The following is a 20,462-nucleotide window of genomic DNA, read 5'->3' as shown; positions in this document are numbered from 1 at the left end:
TTATGTCTTTTTCCTAGTTATTTGTAGGAGTCGAAAAAAACGCTAGGAATTATCTGTTTGATAGCACCTCTAAGTCTTTATAAAATAAGTTTGAATATTATTAAAAGGACTGTCAGTAGAAAGCGCCTCATATAAATGCGGCTCTTTCAGTCTTAAACCATGGTTGGTTAGCGTTGTTTTATTGCTTTTTTGTTAAGTACTTGTCCGTTAGATAACGTGATCTTAGCGATGTATGCTGCTTGGCTTAATTTTGATAAATTATATACTTCCGTAGCACTGTTTCCTTTTAGGTTATAGATTCGTCGTCCTGTAAGATCTATAATGGCCACTTGTTTTATGGTATGTGTGTTTTTAACTCTAAACTCAACCATGCCATTTTGTAGCTCTGTGATGGTTATGGTGTTGGTATCGATGACATTATCTTTTATTGAAAGTGTTAAAGGGTTAAATACAATTTGGAAGCGGTTGTTAAACTCACCAGTTTCAGAAGTAAATGTGTAATCTGAATTTTTAAGGTTGTGCGTTGTATTTAATAATTTGTCATTAACGTAAACGGCATTTTCCATCATAAAGGCACCTTTTAGTTGGTGTATTGAAATCCTATAAATTGTAGGTTCTATAATGTTTGTATAAAAACCAAGGTGAATTACTTCTTCTAAGTTTAGGTTATTCGGATTTTTACCTTGAATGGCAAATTGTTTACTATCCGTATTTTCAAGTAATGAATATATAACTGCGTTTACTTCTGTAGATAAATTTCTTTTTGCATCATAATACATCCCATCATCTACATCAGTCGCACCGTTAACATAGGCTACTAAAATTTGATTAAATGCTCCGTTGTCTGTATTTAAGTTTAACCATAATTTGTTAGTCTCATCGGTGGTTGCTGATCTAAAAAATTGATTATTATCTTCTGTGACTCTCATATTGTTATTAAACACTACGTCTGCTGTTTTAATATTGCCACTTACTGTTGTAGCGGTTGCTTCATTGCCCATTGAAATAAAGAATGCCTGACCAGACGGAATAAATCTGTTTGGAGTTATACCGTCTCCACCCATGGTTTCACCCGATCCGTTGATAATGGCATAATCACTTTGTGCGTAATTTAAGTTTTCATTACCATTAGTAGAATCAGTCGCAGCGGTCTCATGCGACCAAAAGTATAGCGCTCCGTTAATAGGCGCATCAACAGTTTGGTCAATACTAGCATTGGCCGCTAAGAAAAGGTCTGCATCAATAGCTGAAGGGTATGGGTTACCAATGAGGTTCCAGTTATTATCATTTAATTCTGAGTCATTTCTGTAAATAGGAACATTGTAGATGCCATTGTTAAAAGGGCCTTCAAAGATATAATCGATTTGTGTAGGAAAAACGGTAAAACTATTTTGTGTCGCAGCATAGCCAACTCCTGATTGCATTATAGTTGTGCTATTTGTTAATATCCAATCATCACCATTGTCATCAACATCATCTTGTCCTGGAACTGTTGCATTATTATTTCCTGTTTCTTTTGTCGCATCTAGATAGTTTTGGCCACTGTATGAATAGATTCTATTTGCGTTAGCTTCCGCTAATCCATTACTGATTTGTTCACCAGAAACAGGTACGCTCCAATAGACATATTCATAGTGCGTTTCTAATATTGGCGTCTTTTTTATGACTTTTATTTTAGTTCTATCGGATAAGACATTACCCGACGTTGTTCCTGTGTTATTAATCTGCACAAAAGAACCATAAGGATTAATTGTTAATTTACCATCTACAACAAGATCGTTTTCTACAACCACATACGTATTGTCATTGATGATTAACTCGGAGTTTGTTGTAATTGTACAGCTACACGCTTCAAAACTTGTCTGTGTGCTGCCTATGGCTGTATCGTAATTGCTGTCAATTATTACGAAACTATCTAAACCAGGAGGTGTAGACCATGCTGTACCGTCCCAAACTGCAGTAGCTATTTCTAATTTTACAGCATTACTCGTTTTTTGACAGGTTGCTACGTCTTCTCTAATTTGACAATAGAATTGATAATCTATAAATAATAATGGATTTATAAGGTCTAATGTTGATGTCGTTACATTGTTGAAATAAGCGTTATTTGGTATGGAGATAAACGTTGAAGTTTCTGGTTCTAAATAAAACCATTGGTAAGTTAACTCCAAGCCAGATGTTACTCCCTCAGTTGCTGTTATTGATATCTGAATTGGGTTCGTACAATTAAAGACAGGTGGAGCTAGAACTGATACTGTAGGCGGCGTAGCCAAAGCAAAATCATAAGTGCCAAAGTTACTATAATTTGCGTCCTCACAGGTGGTCCAATCTGTAACCTGCCAATCGGCAAGGTCAAAAACTGTTGATGGTAATATACTCGCTGTATTTAACCTGCTAAAATTTATACCGTTATCACCTGCGCCTAAACCATTAGCCCAATTGTCGCTGCCAAAAACTCCAAAAACGTCTATTGAGGTCGACGTCGTAATGTTGTAAAGTTCTATTAAATCTGAACTATCATTATCGAAGTTAATTCCACTAGCAGTATCAAATGCTTGGTGAGGTAAACTTCCGTCTAAACCTGCTGCAGAAAAATCGCAAGACGATGTGCCAATACTAATAACGTGTATGGCTCCAGAAGCTATTGTTCCTGTTAAATTTAGCGTAGAAGATGGTGATCCGTTTCCATTATTAAAAACTCTAATGCTATAATTATTTAAGTTAACTGTCGAAGCAGTTCCGTTAAATATTTCAATTAACGACGAACTTCCCGTGGTCGCATCAGATATTTGGCTTATAAATAAGCCGGTTGGAGGTGTCGATGCAGACGTGGTTTCACAACTTGTGATCTCATTATTTAATACTGTAAACGCATTTGCAGAAGAACAACCTGTTGAAAATAACACCGTAATATCTCCGCTAGTAGCACCTGCGGGTAATATAACCACTAATTCTGAAGCTGATGATGTGACTGTTATCATCGCTATGTCATTTATGGTAGCCGTGGCACTGCTTAGATTGTTAGCAGATGTAATCGTGATTTCTGTATTTTCTGGACCTTCCGTTGGCCAAATAGCACTGGTTAATACGGTACTGCATACTGCTGAACCTTTAATATCGAATATATATGGGTTTTCATCGCTATCTGAATTTTCAATACTTACTTGTGCCGTGCGCACACCATCCGAAGTTGGGATAAATTCTATTCTAAACTCTGAACTAGACCCGGAGCCAATAGTTGTGCTCGGTTGTAATGTTACTATAAAATCACTAGCATGTGCTCCAATAATTTCTACTTTTGGTGTCCCTGTTAAATTTAAGGATGTTGCACCGATGTTTTCAATAAAATAGGTTTTTTCAGGACCAGTAGCTCCTACGTTTGTAGATGCATATAAGGTATTGTTTAAACCGTAAGGGGTATTAAATCCGTTGGCGATAGAGATGTTATTTCCTTTAACGTTTATTTCAGCGTTTACAGGTTGTATTATATTAATTGTATAATCTTCAACTTCACCATCAAAGCCAGTTTCGCAAGGTGTTGGTGGATCTATTGTGAAATCGGTATCGTAGTATTTTGTAGAAACACGCATTCTGGTTGCCGCTATAACAGCATTTGATGGCACTTCAATAGATAATGGGCTGGCGTCAGTAGAACCATCTACAGCGTTATATGCCACTCCTAGGTCGTAATCTTCATTAGTATCTGAAAAATCACCATCGTTGTTCCAATCTATCCAAACCATGGTGGTTGTAAAGTATTCACCATCTGTATTCACTCTAACTTCTAAATTATAAGTTTGACCAAGGGTTACCGTCGTAGATATTGCTGTATAATCTGAATAAGCATTATCGGTATCATCGGAACCATTGTCGATAGTGTTAAATTGAACATTATTGGTAAGTGTTAAAAAAGTATCACTTCCATTTCCATAAGAATCACAATAGGTTAAAGTCGGAGTTGCACACGTTTCGACACCTTCTGTCCATGTGGTTCCTCGTCTAATAAATATTTTAAAGCAATAATTAGTACCATTTATTAAACCTGTAATTGATTTGGTTGACACACTAGACGTTGTTTCGTACACCAATTGATTTGTTGTTGTGTAAACATCATTATCATTACCTGTATAAGCAGAACCATTACTCGATGGTGTAAACGTAACAGCACCTTGATTAGCTACGATAATTAATTGATCCCAACATGCTGTAGGTAGTGGATTATTCCAGTTTAAGGTCACTCGATTTGTCAATGGTGTGGCCATTAGGTTGATTATATCTCCTTGAGCCAAACCATTAGTAATGGTACTTCCTGCTGTGGCACCATTAGCCCATCCTGTTAACGATTCGCTAACATAAGCGTAGACCGTAAATGAATAGTTGTTATCCTCAGTTAAACCCGTTATGGTTGCTGTAGTTGCTATTCCTTTATAAACCACACGGCCTAAAGAGGCTGGTGTTATCGGTGTTGCCGCTGCAAAGTTAGTATTAGCTGTATAGGTGTTGGCATCTGTTTTTGTTCCTGTTGGGTCTGTGCCTCCATCTCTTGCAAATACCACATAACCTGTTGGGGTTACACCAGAAGCTGGTGCATCCCAATTTAAAGTCACACTTGTATCTTCAAAACAACCTTGAATATTTCTTACGTTGTTGGGTGCCTCATTAGTTAAGTTTAACGTTACCACACTAGAGGTCGTGTTTCCACAGCTATTAGTAAGGATAGAACGGTATTGATTGCCATCCATTGGTGTAGATATCGCTGCTGTGGTGTAAGTATCCGTAGTAGCTCCCGAACCTCCGGTAACATTATTCCATCCCGAACCTGTATTTACTTGCCATTGGTACGAAACAGCATTAGTAGCTACGACACTAAAAGTGGCATTTGCACCTGTAGTCGCAGAGGTATTTTCTGGTTGTGAGGTTATAGCTATAGGATTATTTATTTCAAGGTTAAAAGGACCAACAGCGTTTATGGACCAACACATAGTCGCCGCATTGTAATTTCTAACGTAATAATTACCAGAAGTACTTACATTATAAATATATGCTGCATCATTAATTGTGCTGGTTCCCGTAGTGGAAGATTGCCAGTAAGAATTACCAATAGTACCTCCTGCAACATTATATACTAGATTAGCGCTATTACAAACAACAGAAGCACCATTTATAGTTCCTGTCGGGGCTGCTGGTGGTGTGCAGGGGGTGTAGCATGTCCATTCTATATCGTCTACAATAACTTGTTTTGATTTTATATTATGTAATTCTACACTAACATTTCCTGAGATATTAATTCCTGTTACAGTAAAAGTATGTTCTTCATAATCATCAAAGGCAATTGATGTTCCTTTTAAAATCCCATCTATATAGAGTGCAACTTGTCTGTCTCCACCACCTGTAAATCCTTTATACAACTTAACTGAAAAATTGGCAATACCTCCAGAAACACTAGAAGAGGTTACTTTACTACCGTCTGATAATCGTCTTAACATTAAAGCATTTCCACTTATGCCAGAACCATTGTTATCACCATCTTGATCTCTAGACTTAACATAAGTCCAAGTAACTCCATTGTCGCCTGTATATGAACCATCAGAATAAGTTGAAGTAAGAGATACAGATTCAAAACTTTCAGAGCCACAAGGCTCAACAGCCATTGTGGTAACCTCCCCACTAGTACTTGTCGTACCATCTGATATTGAATAGTTAGTTGTTGATATATCATCAATATATACAGTTCCATTAGTTCTGTAGAATTGAAACTCTATATCTGCACTTCCGTTATTTACAGTGGCAACATATAAACGGGTTGTAGTTGTTAAACTAAATGTCGATCCGGTAGCAGGAGTCCAAGCTCCACCATTTATACGATAGTTCACTTGAACTTTTGATGATGTAGAACCACTTCCATAAAAACTAATTGTTCCTAAGCCTCCTGAAGCAATGTTAGGTGAAGTGATTTGTGAGCCAGTTTGACTTTTGATTTGACATGAATAGGTCCCAGCGTTAACAACAGTCGTTCCTCTTAGTATATTGGTTCCAGTCCAAACGCCAGAAGATAAATTTCTATTTCCAGTAGTGTAACTTGTAGGCATTCCTGTTTCAAAACCTTCAGTGATTTGCCCATACCCAAACAAACTGAAACATAAAAAAGTGATTAAAAAAAGCGAGTAGTTTTTTTTCATATAAGAGAGGGTTATGAGAACGTTGATTGCCTTCAAAGGTATATTAATACCTTGGGCCTGTTGGTATTGAGTAAGATATGTTTTTATTAACAAAACATTAATAAACCGCAAACAATAATCTATGAAATGCAATTAAAGCCGTTTAAAACTCTGTTTTTAAGCTTGTTTTAAAAATTTTTGATTAATAATGCATGAATTTGGCAAAAACACTGAGAATTCTTTAATGGTGTTTTCTAGTTTTAAGGTTTGGGTTCTGCGATTGCCGTTGTGTGTAAAATATAGTTGATGTTCTCTTTTTAAAAGCCTAGAAATCTTTTAGTGTAGGTTAAAAACGCTGCGCTGCTTTAAAGTAAATAAAGAACAATATTGTACTTTTGAAACTTATGGATACTATTAAAACCTATACTGTAGATGAGGCCAAGCGTAAACTAGAGCATTACTGCGCTTACCAAGAGCGTTGCCATAAAGAAGTGCGGCAAAAGTTAAGGGACATGCGCATGATTCCAGAAGCTATTGATAACATTATTGTGCATTTAATTGAGCATAACTTTCTAAACGAGGAACGTTTTGCTAAGGCTTTTGTACGTGGGAAGTTTAGAATGAAAAAATGGGGTAAAAATAGGTTGGTACGTGAGCTGAAATTTAGAGCCATTTCTAAATACAGTATGGATGTAGCGCTTAAAGAAATTGATCTTGATGCTTATGAACAAACCTTAGATGACTTGGTGCAAAAACGCATTGCCCAAGTTAAGGAACCAAATGTATATAAGAAGAAGAAAAAGGTGGCGGATTATTTGTTGTATCGGGGGTGGGAATCTGCTTTGGTTTACGATAAAATTAATGCGTATTTGAAATAAAAAGGGAATGTTTGATTCGGAGTGGATTATGTTGGTTTAGATTTGGTTGGTGAGCGCTTTCGACTGCGCTCAATGTGACAATAGGACAGCACGTTGTATAACATCTGTGTTACGATCCATGTAATATTAATAGTTAATAACAAAAAAAAGAGGTCAACTAAAATAAATTTAGTCGACCTCTTTTTATATGTGTATTGGTGAGCGTTTATAAATTAAACGTCATTCCAAGGTTCACTGCAAATTGGTTATGTATGTCAATTGAATTTTCTTCGTATTTCGCTAAAGGAAAAGAAGCTTCTGTATACACCCCAAAGCCTTCTGTAAAGAAATAACGCGCACCCACATGACCACCAAAGTTTTTTAAGCTTAAGTTTAAACCTGGATAGAAGTCAAAATTCTCATCAATGTTAATAACGTTACCTAAGTTGGCGTTAAAACGTGCTTTTAAGTCGAAACGGTCTTCAAAATCAAGATCTTCAATTCCGCTTGCGCCACCTAAAGCGTAAGAAGAAGATACCCCTATAGAAATGTTTTCACCTAAACCGTGATCGAAACTTACATTAACTCCGGTTGCGTAATCTTGAAGGTTGGCACCCACTTGAAATTTTTGATCTCCTTTGCCTTCAAAAGCTTGAGCGTTACCAAAACTAAATGCTAATAAAGCTACTGCAAGTAAACTGTTTTTCATGTTTTTTGATTTTAAAAATGAGGGTCAAATATACAAATAGTATTTTAGAAATAGGGTTGTATTACTTGGTGTTACGAATTGCTTGCTTGTTTTTCCAGTTGATCCATTTTTGTCCTTTAAGTTTTCTCAATGCATTATCTATGTTGCGCATTACAAAAATGTTATAAATGGCTTTGCCTAAGTTTTTAGGATTTCGAGGTATAGCGCGTAGGCTCATTGAAAAGCCAGGGGTAAGGTAGCGCATGTAATGCCAGTAGCCCTCGGGCATATAAAGGACTTCTCCATGGTTGAGGTTGCAGCCCCAGCCTTTTGCTTTTTTTAGCGCTGGCCATTTTTCTAAGTCTGGATTAGAAAAATCAATATCTTCTCGGGTAATGAGTGCGTAAGGTACTTTATATAGGTATGGGTTTTGTTTTTGGTCGAATAGGATGCACTGTTTTTTGCCTTCAAAATGAAAGTGAAAAATATTAGCCAAGTCAATATCGTAGTGCATAAAGGTGTATGCGTCTTTTCCGCCAAAGAATAGCATCGGTAGTTTTTTCATGAGACGGAGTCCGAAATCGGGAAACGTAAAATCGTTTTGTAATTGTGGAACTTCTTTTAGGATGTTCCATAGGAAAATGCGGTATTTTGTAGGTTCGCGTTTTAGTAAATCGACATAATCGCTCATTTTCATTTTGGCATGGGCTTGGTTGAAGCCATTTTTAAAATGAACAGGTCTGTCATCGTAAAGTGGTACCGTTTTGTCTCCTGCTACTTCTTTAATATAATCTAGGTTCCATTTGGTGTAGGCAGGCCAATCTTCAATATAGTGTTCTATAACCACTGGTTTTTGTGGTTTGAAGTAATTTTTTATAAAATCTTCCTTAGTGATGGTTTTAACACGTGGTATGTCTTGAAGATTAAGTTTCAAAAGGCGTAAAGGTTTAGAATTTAAAGTTACAAAACCTAAGTTAATGTTTAAAATGAAAGACCTAAAAAAGGCTTCAAAATTAATTAAAGCCTTTTTTAGGTCTTTCACTTATCATCTGTTCTAGATACCATTTATATCTCGAAAGCTTCCGAGATATAAATCACTCGAACTGACGTCTAGACTAAAACGGATGTTTTGGGCATAAGATTATTTTTCGATCTCAGCATCAATAGCTTCAATTGCTTTTTTATCTTTTCCCTTTAAATACTCTGGTAAATCCATCCCAGCCATATTAAACATTTCTTGCAAAGGTGGTACGGATTTGTACATGCCAGATAAGAAGTTTGCTGTAGATGACTTTCCGTCTTCTCCACCGCTACCATTATCCCAAACGGTTACTTTGTCAATTTTAATATTCTTAATAGCTTCCGATTGGATTCTTACCAATTCTGGTAATTTGTCAGCAATTAATAATAATACCGCATCTCTACTATTGTTTCCAGCCGCTTTTACAATTTGCTCCATACCAGCAGCTTGCTTGGTTAAGATTTCAAACTGTCCTTGTGCTTCGGCTTGTGCTTTAAAAAGGATGGCATCCGCTTCCCCTTTTGCTTGTCTTCTTGTGCGTTCTGCATCTGCTTCTGCATCAATTTCCGCTTTTTGCTTATCAATTTCAGCAGGTACAATAATATCTGCCATTTGAGACGAACGTACACGCTCTGCTCTTGCTGTTTCTGCTAATTGTTCTGCAGCATAAGATTCTTCTAAAGCTTTTGCTGTTTGTACTTTTTCAGAGGCATTTGCTACACGTTCTGCTTCTGCTTCACGCTGACGACGTAATGAATCTGAATTTGCAACGGCAATTTTTGCAGTGTTTTCTCCTTCTACGGCTTGTGCATTTGCTGCAGCTACCTGAGTTCTTTCATCTTGTACCGCGTTAGCTTCACCAATAGAACCATCTCTAGTTTTCTCTGCAACCGATTTACGTGCTGCATTAATGGCGTGTGCTGCTGCCTCTTTACCAAGTGCTTCGATATAACCTGACTCATCAACAATATCTGTAATGTTTACGTTGATCAGTTTTAAACCTACTTTCTTTAATTCTGTTTCTACAGATTGCGAAATGTTAGTTAAAAACTTGTCACGGTCATTGTTAATTTCTTCAATATCCATAGACGCTACGACTAAACGCAACTGACCAAAAATGATTTCTTTTGCTAGTTCTTGAACATCTTGTGCTCCTAAACCTAATAAACGCTCTGCTGCATTTTGCATAACACCAGGTTCTGTAGAGACCCCAATTGTAAAACGAGATGGTACGTTAACTCTAATGTTTTGCTTAGATAAGGCATTAACCAAGTTCACTTCAATTGAAATTGGTGTTAATTCTAAAAATTCATAATCTTGAATTACAGGAATAATAAAAGCCGCACCACCATGGATACATTTGGCCGATTGACCGCCTCCAACTTTTCCATAGACCACTAAGATTCTATCTGAAGGACAACGTTTGTAGCGTTTTATTAAAATCAGTAATGTGACTACAATAAATAGCGCTACGAAAATTAGTAGCATAGGTCCGCCAAGACCTTGTAGATTAACTGTTTCTTGAATGGTTAGTAAGTTCATTTGCATATCGGTTTGATTGGTTAAATTTTAATTATAATAGTTTCTTTTTTGGGTTATTAGGTAATGCTTGACTATTCTGAACTTTTGAAGGTTGAATAGGTTTGCGTGTTCTATCTACGATGAGGATTCCGTTAGAAGTCACATCGACCACTTTAATTATGGTTCCGGATTTTAGCTCGGTTAAGGAATCTGTTAACGCATCTAATTCGCGCATAGATCCCTGAACGCTTACGGTCACTTTTCCCATGGAAGCTCTGTCTGCTCCTATGGTTAAGTACACTTCACCAATAGCGTCTAATGCATTTTTATATTTTAAAGTTCCGCTATCCGAAAGTTTACTTACAAAGTAAAAAAGCGAGGCCATAATTACCATCATTAATAAACCAGAAATAATAGATATAATAATTGTTAGAGGTTTTGATAGTCCTGCATCCATACAGGCAATACCACTCCAACCAAAGATGGTGAAGAAAGCAACAAGGTTTTTAAAGGATATAAATTGAAATCCAGCATCGGCATCTATATCCGAATCAATATCACCAATCTCATCAGCATCACCTCCAACAAAAGTTAATACCATAACGATGGAAAAGATGAGCGAACCGATAATAGCCACGAGCCAATATACTTGTGCTAGAAAATCTAAATTTAAGTACCATTCTGCCATGAGATTCCGTTTGAATTTTGAGTTAATAAATATACGACCATTGTTAACTTATGCAACCTTTTTTTTGGAAGCGAACTGGGTTACGTGTGCTAAGCGATTATTAGTTTTTTTAAGTGCTATGATTCAAAATTATAGACCACAGAAAGGGCTAATGATTGGGTTGTAGTACGGTCGTTTCTGTACTTATTTCTTTCGTTAATTAGATTTGGGTAACAATTGGGTTACAATCTATAAGTAGCGTTTGTTAAAGTTTTGTTACAGAAAATTTAAAAAACATTTTGTTTTAGAGCCTTAAAGGCTATTTTTTGATAGGTTCTCGATACTGGTTTTCGTTCCTTAAAATCACTCGAAGTGACGTTTTGGTAGTCATTATCTGTTTTGAATAGATAGGGTTAAGTGGATTGTTGCCTTCGCAAGAATGACAAGATGTTTGCTTTTGGATACGATTATTTTTCTTTGCGTTATAAATAATCACTCGAAGTGACGTTTTGGTAGTCATTATCTGTTTTGAATAGATAGGGTTTAAGTGGATTGTTGCCTTCGCAGGAATGACAAGATATTTGCTTCTGGATACGATTATTTTTCTTTGTGTTACAAATAATCACTCGAAGTGGCGTTTTGGTAGTCATTATCGGTTTTGAATAGATAGAAGATGTAAGTGGATTCCTGCCTTCGCAGGAATGACAAAGGGAATGGTAAAAAGGAATGACAAAGCTAAAGTTATATAATAATAGCGTGAAAGCTTTGTTAGACAATAGAAAATCTGCAAGACTTTTAATGGTCTTGCAGATTTTTAAAATGTTTAATCAAAAGATAGATTTCTTAAAAGCTTTAATTTGTTTTAAGAAGGTGAGGATTCTATTTTTATACGTAACTTTAGATTCCTGTCTTCGCAGGAATGAAAAACTATTAACGAAATTTGTAACGCATACCAAATAATATGTTGCTCGGTGGCATTGGTGTGTAGCCAGATTCTATATAATCTGCATCAAAAATATTACTTGCAGTTACCGAAAGCTCTACTTGTTTTAGGCTCATTACAATAGAGGCATCCCAAACATTATAGGTTTGTCCGGTGGTACGTTCTGCATATTTGTAAATGATATTTTGGCTTATGTTTTTGAATAATTTAGTACTTAATCTTGTTGTAAAATGATGTTTTAAAGTGTTTAAAGAGTAACGTGATAATTCTTCGTTTTGCTCTAAAATATTATCGTCTAAATACGCATACCCAAAAGCTAAAGTTTGCTTGTAATTGTTCACGTTAAAATTGTAAGCAACATCTAATTCTAATCCTTTGGTATTGACTTCTGCAATATTGGTGGCTGTGTAAATTTCATCAACCGTATTGGGTCTCACAAAATCGATAAGGTTAGTGGCATCTCTATTAAAAACAGATAGGCTTGCTCTAATTTTTTGAGCATTGTATTTTATTCCGATTTCCTGAGAAAAAGCTTCTTCGGGTTCTAAGTCTGCATTACCAATGGTTCTTGGGTCGTTGTAATAGAGATCTGTGTAAGTTGGTATTCTGTAAGTAAAACCAATATTTCCGTAGGCTTTTAAATTATTGGTGATATCAAAACCAACATCTAGCCCTGGGAACCCATTAAATTTAAAATCTGAAAAATACGTTACGGCAACTCCAGGTGTAATATCTAAACGGTCATCTATAAATTGGAAACGGTGTTCTAAGAAAACGGTCGTCATAAAACGATTACGGTCTCCTAAATTATTACTGCGTAAATAGGTTTTAGACATATCAATACCAAAGCCAGTAACCCCTAGTTTAGAGGTGTAAGAGGCATTCGCTTCTGCTCCTATTTTATTCGAAATATGAACGTTTCTAAAGAAATTAGGCTCAAAACGTTTTAAAAGGAAAATATCTTGGTTACGTTTCCAGTAGATACGTGGTTGAATTTTAAGTTTTTCAGATTGAAACTTTGTAGTAAATGCTATTAAACTATTTTGAGTTTCTTCATATTCATTAAAATCAGGGCTTGTTGTGTAGAAGTTTTCAGCCCCAAATTTACGTTCAGAAAACGTGGTGATCATTTCAATAGCTTGCGCATTTTTATTAAACGTGCTTTTTAGAAAGTAATTAGAATTATCATAATCCGAATTACTGCGGTAGCCTTCCGAAGTCATTCTATCCACATGAAGTATGTGTGTAGAATTCTCTAATTCAGAACCCACGGTTACCGAACCATTAAGTTGTCCAAAAGAGCCCGTTTCTACACTTGCCGAAACCGAATTATCTAACGTCGATTTTGTAACGATATTGATAGCACCTGTAAATGCATTTTGTCCAAAGACACGAGCCGCAGGACCTTTAATAATTTCAATACGCTCAATCACTTCAATTGGTACAGCCGCATTTAAGGTATTGTGTCCTGTTTGCACATCATCCATTTTAATACCATCGATTAATAAAAGGGTTTGGTCAAATCCGCCACCTCTAATAAATAAATCGGCCTGACTTCCACCGGTTCCACGGCGTCTAATATCTACGCCAGCCACTTGCTGTAATAAATCTACAACGGTAATTGCAGCGCTTCTTTTAATATCTGCAGCAGTGATAATATTTATAGTTCTCGAGTTTTCTTTAAAGGGTAGGTCTATTCGTGTTGAGGTAATGACTACTTCACTTAAGGAATCTGTTTTTACTTCTTGCTCTTGTGCATTCAGCTTAAAACAAGTAATTAGAAGACATGTGAAAAGATAGATTGTATTTTTCATTAATTTAAATTTTGCAATAAATTGTTAAGGTTCAAAACTTACATTCTACATCTGATTTGGTTTTGAACGTTGCAAAAGTCGTAACTTTCCGGACGATTAAAGTAGTCCAGTTATAAAACAATGAATAGTCCGGTTAGTCAAATTATAAAACAACTCGTTACTTTTGATAAATCTATTGTGCAACCTGTATATGTGCAAGTTGCTCAGCAGATTATAAATGCAATACAACGCGGTTATTTAGATAAAGGTAGCAAATTGCCGGGAACCCGCGTCTTTAGTCAGCTATTAAATATTCACAGAAATACAGCTGTTGCTATTTACGAAGAATTAGCATCACAAGGTTGGGTCGATATTGTAGCTAATAAAGGGACTTTTGTTTTGCTTCCTGAAACATCTGCGACTAAAATTAAAGCTACAACGCAACATTTAGATCATGCTTATACGTACGCAAAAGTAGCCGGTTTTCCGTTTCAGAAGTCCTTTCATTTGGCTTCCACAACACAAGAAACGACCGCGAAATATACTATTAACGACGGGCAACCCGATTTAAGATTGCATCCTGTGCATCAATTTTCTAGATGGTATAGTGCAGCGATGAAACGTAAGCCCCTTATTAATAAATGGAATAAAACGTCAGCTTTAACGCCTTCTGTTTTTAGCACACAGCTTTGTAATTATTTGAATGCCACACGAGGCTTTCATATTAATTCGGATAATTTAATGAATACGCGAAGTACTGAGATGAATCTTTATGTGGTGTCTCAGCTTTTAATAGCGCCAAATGATTTGGTACTCGTTGGGCAGTTAAGTAATTATGCATCCAACATGATTTTTCAAGAAGCAGGCGCTACAATTCGAACCATTCCGGTAGATGAAGAAGGTTTAAATGTAGACTATATACGAAAGCATTTTGTAAAACAAAGTATTCGTTGTGTGTATGTCTGTGCCAATAGAGATTATCCGACAACTGTAACTTTAAGTGCTAAGCGCCGTTTAGAGTTGTTAGAATTAGCAAAAACTTATGGGTTTGCCATTGTAGAAGATGATTACGATTACGATTTTCAGTTTGATGGTTCTGCTATGTTACCTATGGCAAGTGCTAATACCAATGGTATGGTTATTTATTTGGGTAAATTAGGGCAATCGTTATTTCCCAGTTTTCATACAGGATTTGTGGTAGCGCCAGAAAATTTTATTCAAGAAGCCAAAAATTACTTGCAATTATTAGATAAACAAGGCGATTTAATACAAGAGCAAATGTTGTCCGAGCTTATTTCTGAAGGTGAAATTTACCGTCTAAAGAAAAAAAATATTGTGACTTATAAGCAACGTCGTGATTGTTTGTGTCATTATTTGACGTTTTATTTTGAAGGGATTATCATTTGGGAAAAACCTTTAGGGGGTTTGGCTATATGGTTGCAGTTTGTAGAAACCATTTCTTTAGTGAAGCTCGCAGAAGAAGCAGAGAAAGTTGATTTATTTCTACCGAAAACTATTTTATACCAAGATAAAAATACCTGTGCCATTCGTTTTGGTTTTGGACATTTAAACGAAGATGAGCTAGAAAATGTGATTAAAAAGTTAAAACTCGCTTATGATAAGGTGCTTAGTTTTTAAGCGGAAATTCGGTTTTACAATCGTCACATTTGTATTGGTAACGCGTACTGAAAGGTAAGGTTCCGGTAAGGAAACCAATAAGAAAAGAAACTAAGGATTTAAAATTAGTGATGGTAGAATAGAGTTCAATACGGTTTTTTTTACAGTTAGGGCAGGTGATAGGTTCCCCTTCATTATCTACAGAATATTGTTGAATAGATTGTAAGATCTCTCTTGCTATATCTTCATCTTTAGCTAAGACTTTCAATTTTATGCCACCAATGGCGTTGCTTACTAAAGGATCGGTATCAATGGTGATGTTATCTTTTAAGAAGACTTGAATGCCGTCTGATTCTAATCGGCCTTTCATAATTTCTGCTTCAGAAGAATATTGAAATCTAGCTATGGTAACAAAGGTGTCTTGCATTTTGTAAAGATAGTGTAATCTTTTGTTGAGCTGTTAAGTTTTTAAAAACCAGAACAGTTTAAAAGAACTTTATTCTATATTATTTTTTGTCATTTTAGCTTTCCATTCGTCTTTATCTATCCATTTAAAGTCATTAGGAACTGTAGCATCTAGTAAATCAATATTTAATTGTTCTGAAAGTTCATAACCTATAAGAAAGGCTTCTGTATAGTTGTTTTCTTCATACAATTCAAAATGCTTGTTGTTGTCGTACCACAGATTCACTTCAAATATATAATCACCACCTACTGTGGGTTGATGAAATACAGAAACATATTGGTAGTTTTTAATGGTTTGCCAAGACCCTATTTTTAAAGGTCCAACCTCTATGGTTGGTCTAAATCGGGAATTTGAAATATCGATATGAATTCGTTTTCTAGAACAAAAACTAGCACCAATACCCGCGAAATAAATAACACCTTCAAAATCTATAATTCGGATACCAAGTGGACGATCTGTAGTAGCCCAAAGAAAAATCTTGTAACCCATAATCCCGAAAGCCATAGTAAAAAATAAAGCAGCAATGGGGATTTGCCAAATTGGTCTCGCACTTTCTGAAATGATGGTATTGGGTTTCATGTGTTTATATTTATTGTTTTTTATCGGTCACATGGTGCATGCATTTTATCATTTCTTTGGGTATCAAAAGCGAGTTATGGATGTTTCATGTTTCAAATATAGGAAAAGACCTTAATACCTGTTAGGTTTTTAAAACCAGAAAGGTCTAATATAATAATCATTGTTTTTCAATAATAAAATTATTGTTTTTCGATAATTTTATTATATTTGTTATCGTAAAACGATAATTATGAATTCTGCGAAAACACTTTATTTGATACTAAATGTTATTATTATTATTTTAATTAGCATTGGTTTAGGGATTTTTGTTTTAGCAACGACCCTCTTTGGTATAAAACAAGATTTTATTGGTTTTAGTGAGGATGTATTAATTTATAAGACGGAAGCCATGCTTTATCGTTATACCTTTTTTAAGCTTGTGGTTTATGCTGTATTTGTCGTTGCGCTTTGGAAATTAAGAAAGGCGACCAAATTGCTATTAAAAAATAATTTTTATAATACAGAACTTATGAGAGGTATGTTTGATTCGGGAAAACTTATGGTTTTTTCTTCAGTTGCTTTATGGGTTATTGATGAGGTGAGCAATAGGTTTTTTAAACGGCACGCTTTGCTTGGTTTAAGTGAAAAAACATTGGTCTATTTATTAATAATTACAATGGGATTATTTTTAATGCTAATGAGTACAGTTCTTAGAGATACTAAGGCTATGAAAGAAGAAAACGACTTAACTATATAATTATTTACAATGCGAAAATTAATCATTTTAAAAAGTTTAATAGATTTTGTTTGGATAGTGACTTGTATTCCTGCACTATTGCTACTTGCATTTTTTGCAGTTTACATGTTTATTGAGCCAGAATCTTTGAATATGATATTGGATACAGATACGTCTAATATTGAAACCTCTTTAATGGCTGCACAGTTATTTGGCTTGGTCTTTATTGCTTTGGCTTTTATAACTATTTATTGTGTGTATCTGTTTAGGAAAACCTTGCGTTATTTTCAGAAGGTTAAACCTTTTCATATGGATGTAATAGTCAATTTTTATAAGATTGGTTATTTGCTTACTAGTGTTGGGATTGCTTCTTCTGTATTGGTTTTTGTAGGGCAATTGGTTTTTAAAAGTCAATTAAAGATAAACTTAGGCTTAAGTCCTTATGTGATGCTTATTTGTTTAGGGCTGTTTTTTATGGTATTGAGCGAGGTGTTTAAGGTGGCGAAATACGCTAAGGAAGAAAATAATTTAACCATATAATTATGAGCATAAATACTTTAATTAAAAGCCTTTATAGATTTTTTAAATTCCTATTCTGGTCATTTTTATTTTTTCTCTCACTAAACATATATAACGAGTTATTTACAAAGAATCTTAGTCTTGCTTTAGTGCGAGGTAATTATTCAGTAGGTTATAAGATACCAGCAAGATTGAGCTTAACACTTTATGACTCTATTGTTAGTTATAATTATGATGATGAATTTAACTATACTTCTTATTATAAAAAAGGAGATGATTTACTTAATAATAGTTTAATAGACAGCTCTTCTATTTCACCTAATTCTAAAAGAAGTATAAGTATAAATGAAACCGCTATAAAAACTCATTGTGGTAAAGAGAATTTTATATCAACTAGTTCTAGTATAAAAAGTGATATTGGCATTCGGGTTAAGTCTTCAATAGGTTGGTTGAATGTGTTGCTATGTATGAATGCATACTCCTCTGTAATATTTGCAATTTTATTAGTTTATTTTTTGAAACAAATATTTAACATATTAAATAGGCGTATTGAATTCTCTTTAGAATTGTTTAAGAATGTTAAATGTTTAGGGTTGTTGTTAGTTTTTGCTACTTTATTTAAGTTTTTAGTGTCGTTTATTTTTAGCTTTTATTATGAATTAATGACGATAACATCTCGTATTGATAATACTCTTATTTTAAATCCAACAAATGTTTTGATTAGACCAAGATTAAATTTTAATATATGGATATTCATAATTGGCATCGCTCTTATAATCTTTAGCGAACTTTTAAAAAATGGAAATCAAATTCAACAAGAAAACGATCTAACTGTATAATCATGTCCATAATAGTCAACTTAGACCTCATATTAGCCCAGCGTGGCATGAAGAGCAATGAACTTGCAGAACTGGTTGGTATCACAACCGCAAATCTTTCCATTTTAAAAACAGGAAAGGCAAAGGCTATTCGATTTTCAACTTTGGAAGCTATTTGTAAAGCTTTGGACTGTCAGCCTAGTGATATATTAGAATACGTAGAGGATTAAAAGGTTTTAAAAATTAGTATCTTGGGTGTCTAAAAAATTGAATAGATGCGAAGCCTAATTTTATTACTGTCCTTTTTATGTTTAGTGAATTGCAAAGACGATACAACTTCTGAAACGGAATCAACTATTGGTGGAAGTTCAAGTTATATCATTTCGTTTGAAAATGCAGTGCATCATGAAGCTCAAATCACGGCTACTTTTAAAGGTTTAAAATCTGGTGAAGCCGTATTTAGAATGTCGAGAAGCTCACCAGGACGCTATGCTATTCATGAATTTGCTAAGAATGTTTACAACGTAAAAGTTACAGATAGTGAAGGCCATGTGTTAGAAACGACACGTCCAGATCCGTATTCTTGGAACGTGAACAATCACGATGGCACTATAATAGTCAATTACACCTTATACGCCAATCATGGTGATGGTACCTACGCACAAGTTGATGAAACCCATGCGCATCTTAATATGCCAGCGACCTTTATGTATGCTCCGAGTTTGGAAAACGACATCTTCAATATTGAATTTAAACCGCGCGAAGACCTAAACTGGAAAATTGCAACACAGTTAAAACACTTAAAAGATAACAGCTATTCCGCTGACAACTTACAGTATTTTATGGATAGTCCAACGGAAATTAGTGACCATATGGTGCGTTCGTTTGAGGTAGATGGTCAAAAAATCAATTTCGCTTTACACCATAATGGAACTGCAACAGAATTTGATGCCTATTTTGAAAACGTTAAAAAAGCAATCTTACAGCAGAAGGCTGTTTTTGGCGAATTACCAACTTACGATTATGGAGAATACACGTTTTTAGGTTGTTATATTCCTAATGCCACAGGGGATGGTATGGAGCATCGAAATTCTACCATTGTCACCAGCACGCGAAGTTTAGCTGATGGTGCCGATCGTAATATTGGGACGGTGTCTCATGAGTTTTTTCATTGCTGGAATGTAGAACGCATACGGCCACAAAGTTTAGAGCCCTTTAATTTTGAAGACGCTAACATGAGTGGAGAGCTTTGGTTTGCTGAAGGCTTTACCAGTTATTATGACGATTTAACCTTAACCAGAGCCGGACTTATAGCCCAAGAAGATTATATAAAAGGATTGACAGGCACTTTTAATTACGTGTGGAATTCACCAGGACGTCAGTTTTTTAATCCTATTGAGATGAGCTACCAAGCGCCATTTGTAGATGCCGCACGTTCGGTGGATGATATTAATCGCGACAATACATTTATCTCTTATTATTCTTATGGAAGTATGTTAGGTCTGGCTTTAGATTTATCACTTAGAGCAGAAAACTTGAATCTAGACGATTACATGACATTGGTTTGGGAAACTTATGGAAAAACAGAAACGTATTATACTATTGCTGATTTACAACAAACGTTAAAGGATTATGCGGGTGCTGAATTTGGTGATGCCTTTTTTAATAATTATATCTACAAAAGCGGCATGCCCGATTTTGAAACCTTATTTAAAACGGTTGGTGTTCAGTTGCAACAAAACACAGCACAGCCTGCTTTTGGATTGCGTTTGAACAATCAAGTGATTACAAGTAATACAATGGTCGGTTCTGGAGCTTATAACGCAGGACTTGAAAAAGGAGATAAATTACTTAAAATTGATGGTGTTGCACTCAATGAAACTTCAGACTTAAATATGGTTTTAGGTACGGTGAAACCTAACCAAACCGTCGATGTGGTTTACGAGCGCTTTGGAAAGCAACATACTGTAAAACTCACTTTAGATGCCGATACGTCTTATGCTATTTCAAGTTTAGATGAATTATCTGAAGGAGAGAAAGCAAATCGTGATGCTTGGTTGGGTCGTAAGTAGGGTTTGAAGAACTATAGGAGGCTTAAAG

General features: G+C 35.3%; 15 protein-coding genes. 7 read left to right on the top strand and 8 right to left on the bottom strand.

The annotated features are described in order from the left end of the window. Positions 1–167: 167 nt before the first annotated feature. Positions 168–6,179 carry a GEVED domain-containing protein gene (locus HM985_RS03440; protein ID WP_179374886.1) on the bottom strand — a complete coding sequence of 2,004 codons (6,012 nt, stop codon included), beginning with the start codon at positions 6,177–6,179 and terminating at the stop codon, positions 168–170. Positions 6,180–6,562: 383 nt separating this feature from the next. On the opposite strand from HM985_RS03440, the gene HM985_RS03435 reads away from it, so the two are divergent. After that, on the top strand, positions 6,563–7,036 hold the full coding sequence (locus HM985_RS03435; protein ID WP_179374885.1) for a regulatory protein RecX: 474 nt from the start codon (positions 6,563–6,565) through the stop codon (positions 7,034–7,036). A gap of 205 nt (positions 7,037–7,241) precedes the next feature. Here the strand turns inward: HM985_RS03435 and HM985_RS03430 are convergent, their stop codons facing one another. From HM985_RS03430 to HM985_RS03410, 5 genes are all read right to left on the bottom strand, one after another. Next, positions 7,242–7,724 (bottom strand): DUF6646 family protein, encoded by a 483-nt coding sequence (locus tag HM985_RS03430; protein ID WP_179374884.1) that lies wholly within the window; start codon positions 7,722–7,724, stop codon positions 7,242–7,244. Between the two features lie 61 nt (positions 7,725–7,785). Then, the gene (locus HM985_RS03425; RefSeq protein WP_179374955.1) at positions 7,786–8,637 is read right to left on the bottom strand and encodes a cupin-like domain-containing protein; all 852 of its coding nucleotides are present in this window, start codon (positions 8,635–8,637) and stop codon (positions 7,786–7,788) included. A gap of 207 nt (positions 8,638–8,844) precedes the next feature. Continuing rightward, on the bottom strand, positions 8,845–10,266 hold the full coding sequence (locus tag HM985_RS03420) for a flotillin family protein (protein WP_179374883.1): 1,422 nt from the start codon (positions 10,264–10,266) through the stop codon (positions 8,845–8,847). A gap of 31 nt (positions 10,267–10,297) precedes the next feature. Continuing rightward, positions 10,298–10,933 carry a hypothetical protein gene (locus HM985_RS03415; protein WP_179374882.1) on the bottom strand — a complete coding sequence of 212 codons (636 nt, stop codon included), beginning with the start codon at positions 10,931–10,933 and terminating at the stop codon, positions 10,298–10,300. A 909-nt stretch (positions 10,934–11,842) separates the two neighbouring features. Then, positions 11,843–13,669, bottom strand: coding sequence for a TonB-dependent receptor plug domain-containing protein (locus tag HM985_RS03410; RefSeq protein WP_179374881.1), 1,827 nt, complete (start codon positions 13,667–13,669; stop codon positions 11,843–11,845). A gap of 120 nt (positions 13,670–13,789) precedes the next feature. On the opposite strand from HM985_RS03410, the gene HM985_RS03405 reads away from it, so the two are divergent. After that, entirely contained in the window at positions 13,790–15,286 is a 1,497-nt protein-coding gene (locus HM985_RS03405; protein WP_179374880.1) for an aminotransferase-like domain-containing protein, read from the top strand. Here HM985_RS03405 and HM985_RS03400 read toward each other — a convergent pair. After that, on the bottom strand, positions 15,276–15,692 hold the full coding sequence (locus HM985_RS03400) for a putative signal transducing protein (protein WP_179374879.1): 417 nt from the start codon (positions 15,690–15,692) through the stop codon (positions 15,276–15,278). The genes HM985_RS03405 and HM985_RS03400 overlap by 11 nt on opposite strands. Before the next feature lie 69 nt (positions 15,693–15,761). After that, positions 15,762–16,310 carry a hypothetical protein gene (locus tag HM985_RS03395; RefSeq protein WP_179374878.1) on the bottom strand — a complete coding sequence of 183 codons (549 nt, stop codon included), beginning with the start codon at positions 16,308–16,310 and terminating at the stop codon, positions 15,762–15,764. A 229-nt stretch (positions 16,311–16,539) separates the two neighbouring features. On the opposite strand from HM985_RS03395, the gene HM985_RS03390 reads away from it, so the two are divergent. From HM985_RS03390 to HM985_RS03370, 5 genes are read left to right on the top strand one after another with little or no spacing between them, the layout of a single operon-like run. Further along, positions 16,540–17,046: a DUF2975 domain-containing protein gene (locus HM985_RS03390; protein ID WP_179374877.1), complete on the top strand. Its 507-nt coding sequence runs from the start codon at positions 16,540–16,542 to the stop codon at positions 17,044–17,046. 9 nt (positions 17,047–17,055) lie between these two features. Further along, positions 17,056–17,565 carry a DUF2975 domain-containing protein gene (locus tag HM985_RS03385; RefSeq protein WP_179374876.1) on the top strand — a complete coding sequence of 170 codons (510 nt, stop codon included), beginning with the start codon at positions 17,056–17,058 and terminating at the stop codon, positions 17,563–17,565. 2 nt (positions 17,566–17,567) lie between these two features. Further along, on the top strand, positions 17,568–18,383 hold the full coding sequence (locus HM985_RS03380; RefSeq protein ID WP_179374875.1) for a DUF2975 domain-containing protein: 816 nt from the start codon (positions 17,568–17,570) through the stop codon (positions 18,381–18,383). A gap of 2 nt (positions 18,384–18,385) precedes the next feature. Further along, on the top strand, positions 18,386–18,592 hold the full coding sequence (locus HM985_RS03375) for a helix-turn-helix domain-containing protein (protein WP_173588227.1): 207 nt from the start codon (positions 18,386–18,388) through the stop codon (positions 18,590–18,592). A gap of 45 nt (positions 18,593–18,637) precedes the next feature. After that, positions 18,638–20,434 (top strand): M61 family metallopeptidase, encoded by a 1,797-nt coding sequence (locus HM985_RS03370; protein ID WP_179374874.1) that lies wholly within the window; start codon positions 18,638–18,640, stop codon positions 20,432–20,434. Positions 20,435–20,462 lie beyond the last annotated feature (28 nt).

It is taken from the genome of Winogradskyella wichelsiae, assembly GCF_013403925.1.
In the GTDB taxonomy this organism is placed as follows: domain Bacteria; phylum Bacteroidota; class Bacteroidia; order Flavobacteriales; family Flavobacteriaceae; genus Winogradskyella; species Winogradskyella wichelsiae.
This window is presented reverse-complemented; position numbering and strand designations above follow the sequence as displayed.

Bases quoted from the DNA above. Each gene is read 5' to 3' on its own strand.
- HM985_RS03410 (WP_179374881.1), bottom strand. From the start codon at position 13,669: ATGAAAAATACAATCTATCTTTTCACATGTCTTCTAATTACTTGTTTT.
- HM985_RS03415 (WP_179374882.1), bottom strand. From the start codon at position 10,933: ATGGCAGAATGGTACTTAAATTTAGATTTTCTAGCACAAGTATATTGG.
- HM985_RS03375 (WP_173588227.1), top strand. From the start codon at position 18,386: ATGTCCATAATAGTCAACTTAGACCTCATATTAGCCCAGCGTGGCATG.
- HM985_RS03420 (WP_179374883.1), bottom strand. From the start codon at position 10,266: ATGAACTTACTAACCATTCAAGAAACAGTTAATCTACAAGGTCTTGGC.
- HM985_RS03430 (WP_179374884.1), bottom strand. From the start codon at position 7,724: ATGAAAAACAGTTTACTTGCAGTAGCTTTATTAGCATTTAGTTTTGGT.
- HM985_RS03400 (WP_179374879.1), bottom strand. From the start codon at position 15,692: ATGCAAGACACCTTTGTTACCATAGCTAGATTTCAATATTCTTCTGAA.
- HM985_RS03435 (WP_179374885.1), top strand. From the start codon at position 6,563: ATGGATACTATTAAAACCTATACTGTAGATGAGGCCAAGCGTAAACTA.
- HM985_RS03390 (WP_179374877.1), top strand. From the start codon at position 16,540: ATGAATTCTGCGAAAACACTTTATTTGATACTAAATGTTATTATTATT.
- HM985_RS03440 (WP_179374886.1), bottom strand. From the start codon at position 6,179: ATGAAAAAAAACTACTCGCTTTTTTTAATCACTTTTTTATGTTTCAGT.
- HM985_RS03380 (WP_179374875.1), top strand. From the start codon at position 17,568: ATGAGCATAAATACTTTAATTAAAAGCCTTTATAGATTTTTTAAATTC.
- HM985_RS03395 (WP_179374878.1), bottom strand. From the start codon at position 16,310: ATGAAACCCAATACCATCATTTCAGAAAGTGCGAGACCAATTTGGCAA.
- HM985_RS03385 (WP_179374876.1), top strand. From the start codon at position 17,056: ATGCGAAAATTAATCATTTTAAAAAGTTTAATAGATTTTGTTTGGATA.
- HM985_RS03370 (WP_179374874.1), top strand. From the start codon at position 18,638: ATGCGAAGCCTAATTTTATTACTGTCCTTTTTATGTTTAGTGAATTGC.
- HM985_RS03405 (WP_179374880.1), top strand. From the start codon at position 13,790: ATGAATAGTCCGGTTAGTCAAATTATAAAACAACTCGTTACTTTTGAT.